Origin of the sequence: Nitrosospira multiformis, from assembly GCF_003050865.1 — a bacterium.
Classification (GTDB): Bacteria; Pseudomonadota; Gammaproteobacteria; order Burkholderiales; family Nitrosomonadaceae; genus Nitrosospira; species Nitrosospira multiformis_E.
Map to the genome: position 1 here is coordinate 15221 of NZ_QAOK01000013.1, position 17217 is coordinate 32437.

General features: G+C 55.1%; 13 protein-coding genes. 9 read left to right on the forward strand and 4 right to left on the reverse strand.

Annotated elements, in window-relative coordinates; translation table 11 throughout:
* Window positions 1–23: 23 nt before the first annotated feature.
* From C8R21_RS08210 to C8R21_RS08235, 6 genes are all read left to right on the forward strand, one after another.
* On the forward strand, window positions 24–2816 hold the full coding sequence (locus tag C8R21_RS08210) for a PD-(D/E)XK nuclease family protein (protein ID WP_107762270.1): 2793 nt from the start codon (window positions 24–26) through the stop codon (window positions 2814–2816).
* Window positions 2813–6409 (forward strand): UvrD-helicase domain-containing protein, encoded by a 3597-nt coding sequence (locus C8R21_RS08215; RefSeq protein ID WP_107762271.1) that lies wholly within the window; start codon window positions 2813–2815, stop codon window positions 6407–6409. Before C8R21_RS08210 ends, C8R21_RS08215 begins: the two co-directional genes overlap by 4 nt.
* Window positions 6410–6546: 137 nt before the next feature.
* Complete coding sequence (gene mltB, locus C8R21_RS08220) at window positions 6547–7611, forward strand: lytic murein transglycosylase B (protein ID WP_107762272.1); 1065 nt, start codon at window positions 6547–6549, stop codon at window positions 7609–7611.
* 160 nt (window positions 7612–7771) lie between these two features.
* Complete coding sequence (locus C8R21_RS08225) at window positions 7772–9214, forward strand: ATP-binding protein (RefSeq protein ID WP_258192323.1); 1443 nt, start codon at window positions 7772–7774, stop codon at window positions 9212–9214.
* 12 nt (window positions 9215–9226) lie between these two features.
* Window positions 9227–9880: a response regulator gene (locus C8R21_RS08230; protein ID WP_107762274.1), complete on the forward strand. Its 654-nt coding sequence runs from the start codon at window positions 9227–9229 to the stop codon at window positions 9878–9880.
* Between the two features lie 175 nt (window positions 9881–10055).
* Window positions 10056–10514: a hypothetical protein gene (locus C8R21_RS08235; RefSeq protein WP_107762275.1), complete on the forward strand. Its 459-nt coding sequence runs from the start codon at window positions 10056–10058 to the stop codon at window positions 10512–10514.
* A 220-nt stretch (window positions 10515–10734) separates the two neighbouring features.
* Here C8R21_RS08235 and C8R21_RS08240 read toward each other — a convergent pair whose 3' ends face one another.
* From C8R21_RS08240 to C8R21_RS08250, 3 genes are read right to left on the reverse strand one after another with little or no spacing between them, the layout of a single operon-like run.
* Window positions 10735–11811 carry an ABC transporter ATP-binding protein gene (locus C8R21_RS08240; protein ID WP_107762314.1) on the reverse strand — a complete coding sequence of 359 codons (1077 nt, stop codon included), beginning with the start codon at window positions 11809–11811 and terminating at the stop codon, window positions 10735–10737.
* Window positions 11812–11836: 25 nt separating this feature from the next.
* Window positions 11837–13534 (reverse strand): ABC transporter permease, encoded by a 1698-nt coding sequence (locus tag C8R21_RS08245; protein ID WP_107762276.1) that lies wholly within the window; start codon window positions 13532–13534, stop codon window positions 11837–11839.
* Between the two features lie 22 nt (window positions 13535–13556).
* Window positions 13557–14570, reverse strand: a complete 1014-nt coding sequence (locus tag C8R21_RS08250; protein WP_219906631.1) for a Fe(3+) ABC transporter substrate-binding protein — start codon at window positions 14568–14570, stop codon at window positions 13557–13559.
* Window positions 14571–14652: 82 nt separating this feature from the next.
* Here C8R21_RS08250 and C8R21_RS08255 point away from each other — a divergent pair, with 82 nt between their 5' ends.
* Together C8R21_RS08255 and C8R21_RS08260 are read left to right on the forward strand one after the other, a co-directional pair.
* Window positions 14653–14925 carry a hypothetical protein gene (locus C8R21_RS08255; RefSeq protein ID WP_107762277.1) on the forward strand — a complete coding sequence of 91 codons (273 nt, stop codon included), beginning with the start codon at window positions 14653–14655 and terminating at the stop codon, window positions 14923–14925.
* 90 nt (window positions 14926–15015) lie between these two features.
* Window positions 15016–15336 carry a heavy metal-binding domain-containing protein gene (locus C8R21_RS08260; RefSeq protein ID WP_107762278.1) on the forward strand — a complete coding sequence of 107 codons (321 nt, stop codon included), beginning with the start codon at window positions 15016–15018 and terminating at the stop codon, window positions 15334–15336.
* Window positions 15337–15390: 54 nt separating this feature from the next.
* On the opposite strand, the gene C8R21_RS08265 is transcribed toward C8R21_RS08260, so the two are convergent.
* Window positions 15391–16092 (reverse strand): SDR family oxidoreductase, encoded by a 702-nt coding sequence (locus tag C8R21_RS08265; protein ID WP_074972025.1) that lies wholly within the window; start codon window positions 16090–16092, stop codon window positions 15391–15393.
* Window positions 16093–16339: 247 nt separating this feature from the next.
* On the opposite strand from C8R21_RS08265, the gene C8R21_RS08270 reads away from it, so the two are divergent.
* Window positions 16340–17164, forward strand: coding sequence for an SDR family NAD(P)-dependent oxidoreductase (locus tag C8R21_RS08270; protein WP_107762279.1), 825 nt, complete (start codon window positions 16340–16342; stop codon window positions 17162–17164).
* Window positions 17165–17217 lie beyond the last annotated feature (53 nt).

Here is a 17217-nt window from a genome sequence, read left to right on the forward strand (position 1 = left end):
CAATAGCGGTAGCTTGCCGCGGCATGCCTGCCATTCCTCATTCTCTAAAAATTCCTTTCCCCGAAGTTGTTGTAAGCCGTATCGCCGGATTGGAAGCCGGCGATACGGTTGTGACTCCCAACACCCGGCTCGCCATCACCCTCAGGCGCGAGTTCGATCGAATCCAGGCAGCGCAAGGAATTTCTGCCTGGGCTTCAGCCGACATTCTGCCAGTTTCCGCATTTATCGAGCGCATCTACGAAGATGCGCTTTATTCCACTCATGCGTCTCATCTACCCCAGCTGCTTACATCTGCACAGGAGCAGCTCTTGTGGGAAGAGGCTGTCGCCCGAGCGGCGGGTGCTCCCGTCTTGCTCTCCGTGGCAGAAACCGCACGGTTGGCGCGAGAGGCGTGGGTGCTGGCCCATGAGTGGCAGTTGATCCCCCGGCTCGGGAAATTCGTGCTGAACGAAGATTGCAGGGCATTCAGCGCTTGGTCGCGCCGCTATGAAAATGTCACCCGCAAGGCTCGCCAGATCGACCATGCACGTCTTTGCACGCTTGTAACCGGCTTGTGCGGTTCCCCTGGCATCGCAATACCGCAACGCCTGATTTGTTATGGTTTCGACAGCGTCACGCCGCAGTGGACTGCGCTGCTGGCAAAGCTTGAGGAAGCGGGTTGTGAGGTCGATGAGGTGAGAGAAACCGCTCCGCCTGTGCAGCGGTTCGAAATGCCGTACTTCGCAAATCGGACTGTGCATCGGGTGGAATGCGACGTCAGCAATGATGAGATTTATCGCGCCGCGGTGTGGGCGCGGGCCCGAATCGAGAGGGATAGCACCGCTCGCATCGGCATAGTGGTTCCACAGCTTTCCGAGTATCGGAGCAGCCTCGTACGGATTTTCAACTCCGTGATGGAACCGGATGTCCGTCAAGCCCTTCCCGGCACACCGCGGCACATGCCATTCAACATATCCCTGGGTGTTGCGCTGAGTTCGTATCCGCTCGTACATGCTGCATTCCTTGTGCTTGAGCTCATCCAGGGAGAAATCGAGTTCGAGCGTGCAAGCCTCTTGTTACGATCCCCCTTCCTGGCCGGGGCGGAAGCCGAAATGCTTCCTCGTGCGCAGCTTGATGCAAAACTACGCAAGCATGTCGAGCCTGTGATCACACTCGCCCGCCTGCTTGGACTGGTAAAGCGTGAAAACAACGCAAACTGTCCGGTCCTGGCGAGGCTGTTGTCGGTCTGCGAAAAGTTCTGCAAAAAAATGTCGACGGACAAGCAGCGTCCTTCCGCCCTGGCGAGAGCAATTTCCGATATCCTGCGGCTTGTCGGATTTCCGGGTGAAAGAACTCCTGACTCTTCAGAGTACCAGACGCTCAAAAAATGGCAGAACGTCCTATCGGGTTTCGCCCTTCTTGATAACGTTACGACCGGCATGAGCTATCGCCAGGCCGTCTCATATCTGCGCGGGATGGCTGCTGATATCTTGTTTCAGCCAGAGACGCCGGATGTTCCCATCCAGATACTCGGCGTCTTTGAAGCTGCCGGAATGATGTTCGATCATCTCTGGGTAATGGGATTGTCAGATGAGGCGTGGCCGCTGCAACCGCGCCCGAATCCGTTCCTGCCGATCGAACTGCAGCGCGCTGAAAGGCTGCCCCTGAGCTCGCCGGCAACCACTCTCGAACTTGTGTCCCGCTTTACCGATGGATGGCTGGCCGCATCCCAGGAAGTTATTCTGAGCCACGCCCGGCATAGCGGGAGCAGCGATACGCGCGAGCTGGCGCCAAGCCCGTTGATCGCACATATTGCTGCCAGCGACATCGAGCTTCCGAACCTGCTTCCTTATGTGAAACATCGCGATCTGATCCATCAGGGACGCCGCCTTGAGCGAATAAAGGATGATCCGGCGCCCAGGATAGTCCATGGCAAAGGAGGAGATGGCAGGGCCCGCGGCGGCGTGGCGGTGATAAAAGACCAGGCCGCCTGTCCATTTCGCGCGTTGGCGCTACATCGTCTGAGTGCGGAAAGCTTGAAGACGCCTCATTCTGGACTGGATGCGGCAGAGCGCGGCACGCTGGTTCACGAGATGCTTGCCCAGGTATGGAGGCGGATCAGGGATAAAAGCACGCTGGACGCCTTGGCTGAGGACGAGTTGAAAACGCTGCTGACCAGCGCTGCGGGAGAGGTCATTGCACGCATGAGCGTCAGGCATCCGTACACCTTGTCAGAACGTCTTGTCCGGATAGAGCAGCGGCGGCTGATAAGATTGGCCCGGGAATGGCTCGAGGAAGAGAGGAAGCGAAGCGATTTCACTGTAGTTTCTACCGAAGCCAGAAGGAGCATCGAAATCGCTGGACTCGCCTTGAGCACCCGGCTGGACCGCGTGGATGAGCTCGCCGACGGTCGCCGGATTGTCATCGACTACAAAACACGGGCGCCTTCCGTTAACGCGATGCTGGGCGAGCGCCCGGACGAGCCTCAACTGCCGCTCTATCTTGTGGCCGCTGAGGCGGATGCTGCCGCCATTGCCTTTGCACAAGTCAGAAGCGGGGAAATGCGGTATACCGCACTTGCGCGCGACAATGATCTTTTGCCGGGCGTAAAGGGGTTTGCGGAATCACGCCATATCGATCGATATGACTCGTGGGAAGCACTCGTCGCAGCGTGGTTTGATGCTCTTGCAAGCGTCGCTGCCGATTTTTCCAGCGGTCATTCACAAGTCGACCCCAAGAAATATCCACAGACCTGCCGCACATGCGATGTTCGTCCCTTGTGCCGTATTTACGAGCGCGCAGCCATGGATTTCACCGAGCAAGGGGGGGAAGAATGAGTAATGCGCTCTCACTGCAGCAGAATGCATCGAGTGTTCCGCCGGATGAGGCGGAACGGCGCCAGGCTCTCGATCCTGCGTGCTCATTCATTGTGCAAGCCCCGGCCGGATCCGGTAAAACCGGGCTTCTGATTCAACGCTATCTCAAACTGCTGGCTTGCGTCGAAGAACCTGAGGAGGTGGTGGCGATCACGTTCACGCGCAAAGCGGCTGCCGAGATGCGCCAGCGGCTGGTGGCCGCGCTGGCCTCCGCCCAGAAGGCGACTCATTCATCCGGAGCCCAGGAAACCGGGCAGGAAAGCGAACATGAAAAAATGACCCGGACACTGGCTCATGCGGTGCTGCAGCGGGATGCGGAGGCGCGGTGGCACCTTGCTGCTCATCCTGCGCGGCTGCGCATTCAAACATTCGATTCGCTGTGTGCATCCCTTACACGCCAGATGCCAGTGCTCTCCGGATTCGGGGGGCAGCCGGAAACGGTGGATGATGCATCCGATCTATATCTCGAGGCGGCACGCGCCACCCTTGATCTGCTCGATGAGGGCGATGCGATTGCTGGCGATGTTGAGTGCTTGCTGGAGCATCTCGATAACGATATCGGCCGTATAGAAAAACTTCTGGTAGAAATGTTGGCCCTCCGGGACCACTGGTTGCGGCATATTCATGTCAGAGAGCGGCATGAGCTGGAAGCGGTATTAAAGAACGCTCGCCGGCAGGCATTGCGGCGCTTGCATACATTGTGGACATCCCATCCTCTTGCCATGCAGGACGAATTGGTCGCGCTGACAAGATATGCCGGCAGCAACCTGGCGAGCGCCGGGGGCGTGTCAGTTGAATACGAACGGCTCAGTGTGCTCGACACCCTGCCGGGTTGTGAGGAGCAGGATGTTTCCTGCTGGTGCGCCATTTCGGAACTGCTCCTCACCAAAGGAGGAGACTGGCGCAAGCAGCATACCGTCAGGGAAGGTTTTCCACCCGGCGCACTTGGTGCCAAAGCTGAAAAAGAGATTGCAAAATCCTGGAAAGACCGGGCATTACAGCTGATTTCCCGGTTGGCCGCAAATGATGATGATTCGCTTCGCCAGTCGCTGTGCGACATTCGCCTGCTGCCGCCACCTGCTTACACCGAGGGACAGTGGAAAATACTCGGCTCGATTATCCGGCTGCTGCCCTATGCTGTTGCACAGCTGAAGCTCGCATTTCAGCGGCATGATAAGGTGGATTTTAGCGAAGTGGCGCAGGCAGCATTGCGCGCCTTGGGTGATCCCGAGGCGCCGACAGATCTTGCGCTCGCGCTCGATTATCGCATTCGGCATTTATTGATAGATGAGTTTCAGGATACTTCGATCAGCCAGTATGATCTGGTTACAAAACTGACGACAGGATGGGAGCCGGGAGACGGACGCAGTATGTTCGTGGTGGGCGACCCGATGCAGTCCATCTATCGCTTCCGCCAGGCTGAAGTCGGGCTGTTCCTGCGTGCTCGCGCTACCGGATTTGGAAACGTGACACTCAGTCCGGTTTCGCTCTCCGCCAATTTCCGGTCGCAGCGCGGTATCGTGGACTGGGTCAACGCGACGTTCGCAATTGTCATGCCGCAGCACGAGAATATTTCAACGGGTTCGGTACGCTACTCGCCCTCGGTTGCCGTGCGCACCGCATTGCCGGATGCTGCTGTCAGTGTGCATCCATTCTTCAACGATGATCATGGAGCCGAGGGAGCGAAAGTGGTGGAGATTGTCACGCGCGTGCAGCGTGATGAGGATTGCTCTACGACTGCCATTCTGGTTCGAAATCGCAGCCATCTGGCGGAAATCCTGCCTCGGCTCAAAAAAGCCGGATTACGTTTCCGCGCGATCGAAATCGAAGGGCTGGGCCGGCAGCCCGTAGTGCAGGATCTATTGGTCCTCACCCGTGCGCTGATGCACCCGGCGGACCGACTGGCATGGCTTGCGCTGTTGAGAGCTCCGTGGTGCGGCCTTACGCTGGCAGACCTCCACGCTCTTGTATCGGCTGCTCCTCGTCAATCTGACGAGGCGAGTGTCTCCGACATTGCGCAAGAGAGGGAGGAAAACGCCGGGATCGGTCCCGGTACCGCATGGGAGTGGCTTCAGGATGCGAATCGCATCGCTTCGATATCGGCCGACGGCTATGAACGGCTGCTGCGGCTGCGCGATGTATTGAAGGCGTGCATGGCCAACCGGAACCGGCAATCCCTGCGGGCAGCGGTTGAAGCTGCCTGGCTGGCGCTGGGGGGGCCGGCGTGCGTCGAAGATGAGACAGGACTGGAAGACGCTTCAGCCTACCTTGATTATCTTGAATCGCATGAGGAAGCGGGAAGCATTCGCAGTCTCGCGGCATTGGAGGAAGGACTAGCAGGCCTTTCCGCCTTGCCCGATGCGAAAGCGGACGATAGCCTGCAAATCATGACCATCCACAAGGCCAAGGGACTGGAGTTCGACTGCGTGATTGTACCCGGCTTGGGCCGCTTGTCGCGCAGTGATGACAAGAAGCTTTTCATGTGGATGGAGCATTTGCGCGACGAATGGCCGGAAACGGAAGAGGAGGAGGAAAGCAGGGGGAGGAATGATCTGTTGCTCGCACCCATCCAGGAAACCGGTTCCGGGAGCGATCCAATCTATTCGTGGATCGAAAAGCTCGATGACGAGAAGGAATGCCTGGAGGATGGACGGTTGCTCTACGTAGCTGCAACACGCGCCAGAAAGCGTCTGCATCTTCTCGGCAGTACTGGCGTTATCAGCGGCAATGAAGGCGGGATTGAACTCAAACCTCCGCCCGCCAGGACTTTGCTGAGCAAAATCTGGCCTGTGGTCGAATCCTTTTATATGGAGGCCGCAGCAAAAGCAGCTTTTTCAGACCCCCCGTCACGCGGCGACAATAAAGAGCAGGAGGCAAGAGACAAACCCATGATCGACCAGTCGCTTCGCCGTCTGATATCCCGCTGGGAGCTTCCGCCCGCCCCGCGCGCCCTACAGTGGAAGGCAGGCCAGCCTCCTTTGCCCATCCGGGGGGAAGTCGAATATTCCTGGGCTGGCGAGACAGCCCGGCTTGTCGGCAATATAGTCCACAAATGGCTGGAACGCATTGCAGAGGACGGGCTGGCTGACTGGAACGCCCCTCGAATCACGGAGCTGCGGGATATCTTCCGGCGCCAATTGATTGCATGCGGCGCTATCAGCACGGGTAAGGATGATTCTGATGATGCCGTAAAAAGAGTGATGGCAGCGCTTACTCACGCGGTGAGCGAGCCGCGCGGGCGCTGGCTGCTGGAATCGCAGCAGGAGGCGCGCAGCGAGTTACACATGACCGGTAACATTGCGGGCCAATACATGGATTTCGTGATAGATCGTACTTTTCGCGATGCGGAGGGTCAGCGATGGGTCGTTGACTACAAGACAAGCAGCCATGAAGGCGCTGATGTGGAGGGCTTTCTCGATCGCGAGCAGGAGCGCTATCGCGATCAGCTGGATCGTTACGCTGCACTCATGCAGGCAGCGGAAGGACAGCCGGTAAGGCGAGGACTGTATTTTCCCCTGCTCAAGGGATGGCGGGAATGGGGTGACGAGACTTGAAGGATGAAAGTAGAACCAACCGTACATTTATTTGCCGAGGTATTCCTGATACGTCCCGAACTATTGGCTATCCCGACAACCCCTACGACACGACCAGTAGGAAGTAAACCATTGGATTTTTATATGCAGGTGAATTTATGCGCTTTCTGATATATGCATTCGGTTTTTTTGCACTAGCGGGATGTGTGACAACCTCGGTAGCTCCTCCGACCGCTGAGCCGCGCCCGGAGATCGAAGGGGGGATCGAAAGAAAGATCGAAGGGAAGATTGAGGGGAAGATCGAAGGGGAGACCAAAGGGGAGATCGAAAATTTCATCGGCGAAATGGTCGAAAGACACGGCTTTGTCCAGGTTGAACTGGAGGACATTCTTGGGCAGGCTCAGTATCAGGAGGGAATCATCAAAGCGATTTCGCAGCCTGCTACAGCAAGGCCTTGGTATGCATACCGCCCCGTCTTCGTCACGCCGAAGCGTATTGCCGCGGGTGTAGCCTTCTGGAACACGAATGCCGCAGACCTGGAGCGTGCCCGCAGGGACTTCGGAATTCCCGAGGAGATCATCGCAGCCGTAATCGGTGTCGAAACTTTTTATGGGACGCAAAACGGCAAGCACCGGATACTTGACTCCCTGACTACGCTTGCATTCAACTATCCCCGGCGCGCGGCCTTCTTTCGCGGCGAGCTGGAGCAATACCTCCTGATGGGGCGAAACCAGCAGGCGGACCTCCTGAATATCAGGGGTTCTTATGCAGGGGCAATAGGGATTCCGCAATTCATGCCCAGCAGTTACCGGCGGTACGCGGTGGATTTCAATAATGACGGCAAGATCGATTTATCCGGCAGCGCGACGGATGCAATCGGGAGCGTTGCCAATTACCTGAAGAGCTACGGATGGGAAGCAGGCCAGTTGATAGCGGTCCCTGCAATGGTGAATGGCGAAGATTACCGGGAAGTTTTATATTCTGGACACCCTCCGCGCTACACCGTATCGGAGATTGGACAATGGGGTGTGACGCCCCGCTGGTATGCTCCCGGTAGCCGGCTGGCCACGCTTGTGGAACTCGAGATGAAGAATGGAAAAGAGTACTGGCTGGCTTTCAATAATTTCCATGTCATTACCCGCTACAACCGCAGCGTAAATTATGCAATGTCAGTGTTGCAGCTGGCGGAAGAGATTCGGGCAGCGAGAGCTTCGAATTTATAGCGGTGAGGAACTCTCGTGCGATTTCTTCTTTTATGTTTTGTAAAGCCTTCTGCTTTCTTCAATATCCTTTGCCTGAGGACCGTACAGAAGAATAAACTAGGCGAAATATTCAAATTCATGTCATAGAACGACCGAGATGGGAGATTGAATCGATCGAACTATGAAGCCTTCAATGATCAGCCAGGATAAAAGGCACGCCAGCTCTGCCCATCCCCTTATGGATGAGCATGCTGACGCAAGTAAGGCGCTGCGGGAGCGTCTGAAAGAAATCACCTGTCTCTACGAAATTCGCCGTGGTATGGGGCCGGAATTATCAGTGGATAATGTTTGCCGGCAGATTTTCGAGCATTTGATACCCGCGATGCAATTTCCGGAAATTGCTACCGCCATGATCGAGCTCGATGGCAGGCGCTTCACTTCCGGGAAGCACGAAGAGGGCCTTACGCACGAGCTGCAAGCGACGATTAACGTCAACACCAGTCCCTGCGGCCAGTTGCGTGTCTTCTATCCGGAAGATAAACCATTTCTGGTACCGGAAGAACAGCGGCTCATCGATGCGATCGCGACTGATCTGGGGAGGTGGTTTGAGCGCAAACAGATCGATGAGGCGTTGGGCGAGCGTCTGAAAGAAATCACTTGTCTCTACGAGATTCGCCATGGCATGGGAGTGGAATTATCGCTGGATAATGTCTGCCAGCAGATTTTCCAGCACCTGATACCCGCGATGCAATTTCCGGAAATTGCTACCGCCATGATCGAGCTCGATGGCAGGCGCTTCACTTCCGAGAATCACGGTCAGGGTCTTAGGCACGAGCTGAAATCGAAGATTAGCGCCAACAACAATCCCTGCGGCCAGTTGCGTGTCTTCTATCCCGAAGACAAACCATTCCTGGTGCCGGAAGAGCAGCGGCTTATCGACGCGGTTGCGAGTGATCTGGAGAGATGGCTTGAGCGCAAACATCTCGAACAGACACTGGTTTCCATCGCGGAAGAAAACCAGCGTTCGATCGGCCAGGATTTGCACGACAATCTCGGGCAACAGATTGCGGCGATTGGTTATCAGGCCAAGGCGCTGCAGAAAAAAATGTCCTCATCGGGGAGTATGGAGGCGGCAACGCTCGCTGCTTCCATCGCGGCTCAAGCGCAGGTCGCTGTGATGCAATGCAAGCAGCTCGCGCAGGGGCTGCTTCCATTTGAACTGGAGACCAATGGCTTGATGGCCGCGCTGCGGGCATTTGCATCGAGAATCGCAATCACTTATAAGATTACCTGTGATTTTATATGCAAAAAGGAAGTCGTTATCAAGGATAAGGATCTTGCGCTTAATATTTACCGGATTGCCCAGGAGGCTACCAATAACGCAATACGTCATGGCGGCGCACAACATGTGACAATTTTGTTGGGTTCCGAGGAAGAAATGCTGTATCTGTCGATACGCGATGATGGCAGCGGTTTTGCCGGCCTTAATACAAAACATGGGGCGACGCCAGGAATGGGCATTAAAATCATGCAATATCGCGCCAGGCAGCTTGGCGGCACACTGGAATTCGTGTCACATCCCGAAGGTGGAGTGGAAGTGCGGCTCGAAATGCGAATGATGTAGGAGTTTCCCGGTATGCCAGCTTCGAAAGCACAGGTAATGCTGGTGGACGACCATGCCATGTTGCGGCACGGCATGGCGATGCTTATCAATCTCGAGCCAGATATGGAGGTATTTGCAGAAGCCGGCGACGGCGACGAAGCGCTGGCCACACTCAAAGCGGGACATCATGCCGATATCGTTTTAATGGATGTGTCTCTCAAGACTCTCTCCGGTTTTGAGGTCATAAAAAGCATACACATCCTGCTCCCCGCACTACCCGTACTCGTCGTCTCCATGCACGATGAAGGCGTGTATGCGGAACGCGCTTTGCGGGCCGGGGCGCGCGGCTACGTGATGAAGCAGGAGCCGGGTGAAGTGCTGGTAACCGCTATCCACGAGGTATTAAAGGGAAATATTTATTTGAGCAAGCCAATGCATGCCAAGCTGTTGAATCGGGTCGCAGGCGGAAATTCCGAGCCTGAGCCTTTGATTAACAGCCTGACCCCCAGTGAGTTTGAGGTGCTGCATTTGATTGGGTCCGGACATAGCAGTCAGGAAATTGCCAAATTGCTTAGCCGCAGTATTAAAACTATCGAAACGCACCGCTTCAACATTCGTACCAAATTGAACTTGAAAGACGGCGCCGATTTGATACGTTATGCCACCCACTGGAGCGAAGCGCAATAGCAGGGCATTGACTGGGCGTTTTATGTCAGGTGGTCAGGACGTTTTCTGGACTTTCGCCATATAAACTTGCATAAGGGTTTCCCTTAGTAAAAAACCAGGGTTTCCCCAATATACTCAATAGTATGGACTGAGTTAGGATGAAGCTGCTTTCATTCTATTTGGGTTCATTACTATCATGAAAACAAAATCAGGAACATTTGTTGCGATCTTGTCCGCGATTGCTCTATTGGCTTCCTGCGCGCAAATGAGTCCTCTCGAAGCGCAGAATGATGATCTTCACAAGGCTGTAAAGAATGCGAGAACTTATACCGACCACGATAAGTTGGCGAAGCAATATCGAAATGCTGCAAAAGAAATGCTGATAAAAGTAGAAGATCAAAAGAAACTACTCCAGCATTACGAAGAAAAAAGCTATCTTTATGGAAGACAAGCGCAAGATAAGCAATCGTATACTTCAGCTTTATTGCATAAATACGAGCGAGCCGCGGAGGAAACTTTAAAGCAGGCTGCCTTTCATCAGAGAATGACATCGGAACTTGCCCACCGCGATTATTCCACTTCAGCGGAAACACCGCCCGAATCAAACTACGAGAATAACGCCAGGATCGGATCAGACTCCAAAGACCGTATCTGAAGTTCTGGCAACGCCCTGCTGAGTCTGCGAGCAAACAGTACAAACGTCATGCCGGCGGAAGCCGGCATCCAGTGACGTTCAAGGTACGTCATTGTTGGTTTGACTGGATTTCGGTTTGGCTCGACTCGAGGCGGGCCCGGAATGACGAGATTCATGGTATCCGGCCGGACCAATAAGCCGCGTGGGCAATGAATCAGTCAACATGACGGGACAACCCGGTTTAAGTTGGTACAGACTGGTTGAATGCCACGACGTGCTCCGCTTCAAGCCTGATTCCTATTTTTTCCCCTATCGCATGATTATGATGGCTTGGAACGAGCGACAGGACGGTACTGCCGCCGGACAGTTGCAGGGTATACAGGATATCGGCGCCCCGGAATGCTTTTTGCATAACCTTGGCTTGTACGGGACTGGCATCGTCATGCACGATATCGTCCGGGCGGATCAGCACATCCACCACGTTTCCCTCCCGGCATAGCTGGCAGTCCGGCGTGCATCGATGCGGTACGTCCCCAGCCAGTGTACCCAGTTCGATTTCCACCTGCTGCCGGTCGAGCATTTTTCCGGGAAGAAAAACGCCTTCTCCGATGAAGTTGGCAACGAATCGATTGGCGGGTTTGTGGTAGAGATTGTAGGCCGTATCCCACTGCTGGATTTCACCGTGGTGCATCACGCCAATCTCGTCCGCTATGGCAAACGCTTCATCCTGATCGTGCGTTACCAGAATAGCCGTGGCATTCTGGCTTTTGAGGATGTCGCGGACTTCCAGGCTCAGGCGACCGCGCAGGCTGACATCCAGATTCGAGAAGGGTTCGTCCAGCAATAGCAATTCCGGACGTGGCGCCAAAGCGCGCGCCAACGCTACCCGCTGCTGCTGCCCTCCCGAGAGCTGGTGGGGGTATTTTTTTGCGGAATCAGCAAGGGCTACGGTTTGAAGCATCTCGGCGATGCGTGCAGAACGTTCGGCTTTTTGCATGCTGTGCAGGCCAAAGCCGATGTTGTCCACGACGGACAGATGGGGAAATAGCGCATAGTCCTGAAACACCATTCCGATATGACGCCTTTCAGGGGGAATCATGACGCTACTGCTGCTGATCACTGCGCCATTGAGGAGGATTTTCCCAGCAGAAACGGGCTCAAAACCGGCAATGCACCTCAGCACTGTTGTCTTGCCGCAACCGCTCGGTCCCAGCAGGCACCCGATGGCCCCTTTCCCGAGGGTGAGTGACAGGTCGTTCACCACCCTTTGCTGCCCATAGGCATGGCGGATATCGCTTAGCTCAAGCAGCGTTTTCATGGTGCGATTCAACCTTTTCTGCAAACTATTTTTCGCTTTGCCGCATGAAAAATATCAGCGGCAGCAGACCTGCCAGCACCAGTGCCACCGCAGGCAGTGCAGCCTGCTCCCATTCGCCTTCGGAAGTCATCTCGAAAATTCTTACCGCCAGGGTATCCCATCCAAAAGGCCGGGTCATCAGCGTGATCGGCATTTCTTTCATGACATCCACGAACACCAGGGTTGCTGCGGTAAATATTCCACTCCTCAGCATCGGCAAGTGGATGCGGCGCAACATCGACCATCCACTCAAGCCGAGACCCATAGCTGCCTCATCGATGCTGCTGGTGATACGCTGCATGGCGCTGTCTATAGGGCTGTAGCTCACTGCGAGAAAGCGGGTCATATAGGCGATCAGCATGGTAGCGAGCGTACCCTGAATAAGCAGTCCGGTTTCCATGTGAAATAGCTGCATGGCCATTTCGCTCAACTGGTTGTCGAGCCAGGCTATCGGGATGAAAATTCCCACTGCCAGAACAGTCCCGGGCAAGGCATAGCCAAGGGTGGAAATGCGCACTGCTGCCCGTGTGGCGCGGCTGGGATGACGGCGCGCCGCATAGACCATAAGCAGGGCGACCGAGCAGGTGAGCAGGACGGCAAAACCGGACAACAGGAGCGAATGCCAGAGGAATTCCAAATATCTTTGGTCAAAATCACGTGCAAAAACGCGCGTTGTCCATACAGCGAGCTGCGCGACCGGCAGCAGGAACGCGAGAAATAGTATGGCCGAGGCAAAGCCTGTGACTCCCCACTTCTGCCAGCCAGAAAGCGTGATGAGGTGAGCCCTCGCACTCTGCCGGATTTCCGCGTAGCGCATCTGGGAGCGGAACTGTTGTTCAAGGATGATCATGGCAAAGACAATCACAATAAGCAGTGACGCGAGTTGAGAGGCCGCGGGGAGGGAAAACATGGCAAACCAGGCTTTATAAATAGCGGTCGTGAAGGTATCGTAATTGAAGACCGCTACCGTGCCGAAGTCCGCCAAGGTTTCCATCAAAGCCAGCATGGCGCCGCCCGCGATCCACGGACGAGCCATGGGAAGCGCCACTTTGAAAAAACCTTGTGTACGGCTGAGCCCCAGCGATTGCGCCGCTTCCAGCGAGCGTTTGCCCTGGGTGAGGAAGGCATTGCGCGCCAGCAGATAGACATAGGGATAAAATGCCAGAATCATGACGATGATGACACCCGTCCTGCTGCGCACATTTGGAAACCAGAAGAGGTCAGGACCGAACCACTCGCGCAGCGCGGTCTGGACAGGACCGATATAGTCGAAGAGGCCGAGTGCCACGAATGCGGCCACGTACGCGGGCATGGCAAATGGCAGCAACAGCGCCCACGAGAAGAATTGACGTCCGGGAAATTCGCAGACGGCGGTAAACCACGCCAGGCTCACGCCCAACAGCGTCACGCCGGCAAGTACGCCCAGTGCAAGCCAGAATGTATTGGTCAACAAGTCAGGAAGCGTGGTTTCGGCCAAGTGCCGCCAGACTTCGCCAGTTGGTGTAAAAAGCGAAGAAACGACTGTGCCGACAGGTATCAGCACGAGTGCTGCGACCAGAAGGGGTATCAGCCGCCAGCCATGGGAAGCGTGACGGCTCGAGGCAGGAAAACTGAAAAACCCCTTTTTTGTGCTTTGACTATCCGTCGTCCCCGTCCCCGTTCCGGTAAGCGCTTTTACCTCCACCCGACCATCACCCGGTTATATCTTACTTGTAGCCGGCGCGATCCATCAGTTTTACTGCTTCCGCCTGCAGCTCTCCGGCTTTGTTCACATTTATCGTATTCTGTTTGAAACTGCCCCACGCGGCTACGGCAGGATCAGTTTTGACTTTGGAGTTCACCGGATACTCCATGTTTACGTCGGCAAACAGATTCTGCGCTTTTTCCGAGGATAAAAATTCGAGCAGCTTGATCGCCGCATGAGGGTGATGCGCATATTTTGTCACGCCTGCACCCGAAATATTTACATGGACTCCGCTGTTGTTCTGGTTCGGCCAGAAAATCGCAAGCGGTAATTTCGGGTTCTTTTTCATCAGACGCCCGTAATAATAAGTATTGACAATAGTGACGTCGCATTTCCCTGCGGCAACGTATTCCATAGCCTTGGCATCATCCGAAAGAGGATCGGTTGCAAGATTGGCAACCCAGCCCTTTACGATCTGCTCGGTTTTCGGTCCTCCATGCTCGGCAATCATCATTGCCACCAGAGACTGGTTGTATACTTTCTTGGAAGTGCGTATGCACAGGCGGTTCTTCCACTTGGGATCTGCCAGCGCTTCGTAGGTTGAAAGGTCGGAGGGTTTTACCTTGTTGGTGTTGTAAACGATGGTACGGGCGCGTATCGATAAGCCGAACCATCGGTTCAAAGGATCCTGGAGATGAGCAGGAACATTCGTTTCCAGTATTTCTGACTCCACCGGACGCAGCAGTCCCTCCCGCGCCGCCTCCCACAGGTTGCCGGCATCGGTGGTAAGCAGTACGTCAGCCGGAGTGTTTTTGCCTTCTGCCTTGAGGCGCGCGAGCAAGGGGCCTTCCTTATCGGTGACGAATTTGACAGCAATGCCGCTATCCTTGGTGAAAGCATCGAACATGGGCTTGATGAGTTGCTCTATGCGTGCCGAATAGACGACGACTTCCTCCGCCCCGGATGCATTCGCGGTAAATAGCGTGACACAGCATATCATTGCGGTAAGATAACGATTGAGGCGCGCACTGGGCATTTGATTTACTCCGGATATAAAGGCAGAAAGGCTAATATTATAAATGATAATAATTATCAGCAAAGCGGCACGTTAATATATCATGGATGAGCCAGAACAAGTTCTTCCGTATCAGCGCTTGCAGCAGCTCCTTGCGATACCGGAGAGGCAGCGTACCGAAGCTCAATGGGATGAGATCAACGAACTCGAAATCGCGCTTACGCCAGTAAACCGGGCCACCACGCCGGACCGGAATGTCCGCCGTAAAGGTGCCGTACCTTCAGAACAACCCAGGTCCCGGGATGGTACGCCAGGGCCAGGGCGAAGGCCCCTGAAGAAACTTCGCAAGCGGCCCCCCAAAGCAGGCGGATCATGAGGGGTATCTCCCGTTGGGGACGGGATTCGCTACCGGTGCGATGGAAGCGTCCTGACCTTTAATAGTTCCCTAATTCTGAACAGGAGAAATATGCAACTTACTACAACACCGAGCATCGACGGGAAGCGTATTACGCGATATTGCGGGGTGGTGGCGGGCGAAGCAGTTCTGGGCGCCAATATATTCAAGGACCTCTTTGCGGGAATCCGCGATCTGGTGGGTGGACGTTCCGGAACCTACGAGAAAGAGTTGCAGCGCGCGCGGGACATCGCGCTCGAAGAACTGCAGCAGCGTGCGCACGACCTTGGAGCGAATGCAGTAGTGGGTATCGATATCGATTACGAGGTACTGGGAAAAGAAAATGGCATGCTCATGGTTTCCGCAAGCGGCACGGCTGTAATCGTCGAATAACCGGGCGTGGGAGCTTATTGTGGCCAGACCAGTAATCAATCCGGCAGGAATCCTCTACCACGGCACCGGTTTCCCGTCGTACTCAATGAACCTGCCGGAATCCTTAAGGGTGAGGCGATCGATCACCTGCCGCATGCCGGATACGCTTTGAGCAGGCGAGATCAAGGCATTGGACCCACCCATGTCTGTTTTCACCCATCCCGGATGAAGTACCACTGCAATTACTCCCGCCTGTTTCAGGTCAATCGAAAGCGATTTGACCACCATGTTCACCGCCGCCTTGCTGGACCGGTACATATAGCTTCCCCCACCATCATTGTCCTCGATACTGCCCATTTTACTGCTGATGGTCACAATCTTTTTTTGACTGCTCCGGGCGATTTGTGATGCAAATGTCTGCGCCATCTTGAGTGTAGCCATGGTATTGACCAGAAACGTGCGCATCCAGGCGTCGTAATCCTCGCTTCTGAATATCCCCGAACGATGCGCCTCTGCGTAGATGCCGGCATTGTTGAGAAGCAAATCGATGGATTCGCCGGAAAGAGACCGTCCCAGTTCGTCGATTTGCCGGTGATCGGCAACATCAAGCGTATGTACCTTCACCCGCTCCGGATGCTGGTTTGCCAACATTTGAAGTTCTCCTGCTTTCGCGGGATGGCGCGCGCAGGCAAGAACACGCCAGCCTTCCGCTGCGTATTGACGTGCGAATTCAAGTCCAATCCCGCGGTTTGCGCCTGTGATCAGTGCAGTTTTCATAATCTTCTCCTCATTGGGGATATACGGATTAGATACTCGGGAGAGACGGGCTCGTGGCGTGACAGGTACTATAAAGAAGTATCAGAGGATGAATTTTACGGCATGATAAGCCAGTATTGCGGTTCCAGGCAGGGAAACCTCGGATACCTGTCCCGGTAACAAAACCAGGAATTGTCCGGCGAGCCGTGTGCCTGACTCATTATGTATAGAAAGCCCAAGGAATGGCAACCATAAAAGGAAGAAACATATGGCCGACAAGATCGCGTTGGTAACCGGTGCTTCCAGTGGTATCGGCAGGGCAACAGCAGAACTTCTTGCCCAGAACGGATATTATGTATTCGCTCTCGCCCGGCGCATGTACAGGCTGGAACAAATACGCTCCAGCCATATCGAGCCCATCTGCCTCGATGTGACCGATGATGCAGCTGTCAGGCAGGCGGTAGCCCACATTATATCGACTCGCGGGCGGATCGATGTGCTGGTGAATAACGCTGGGATCTCCCAGCCGGGCGCGGTTGAATGTGTTCCGCTCGAAATCGCGCATCGGCAGATCGAGGTCAATCTTTTTGGCTATGCCCGATTCATGCAGGCGGTGCTTCCACACATGCGGGAGCGGAGATCGGGATGTATCGTCAACATTGTCTCCGTGCTGAGCAGGATTTCAGTCCCCGGCTTCGGCTGGTATTCGGCTTCGAAGTATGCGATTGAAGCACTCACCGATGCAGTGCGAGGGGAGGTGATGGAGTTTGGCGTCAAGGTCGTCCTGATTGCACCGGGAGTGATAAAGACCGAGTTTGTGCCAAACGAGTTGAGGGCGATGGAGAAAATCCCGCACCCTGTAGCCTATGAAAAACTTCTTGCCGGTGTACACAATCTGGTGGCGGGTGAACCCGAAGCCCCAGGTCCGGAAATCATTGCGAAGGCAGTACTGGAGGCCGTGAAGGCGCCCACTCCTCCCGTCCGCCACGCACTACCTCTCGATTCCAAAATGTCGGTTATGGCAAGATGGCTGCTTGGGGGGCGTATTTTCGCCTGGGCGGTTCGGTTCCGAATGAAATTTTCCCGGGAATAAGCTACCCATCTAGATGACCTCTGATCACGTTCATGCAAGACCCTGGCTTGCGC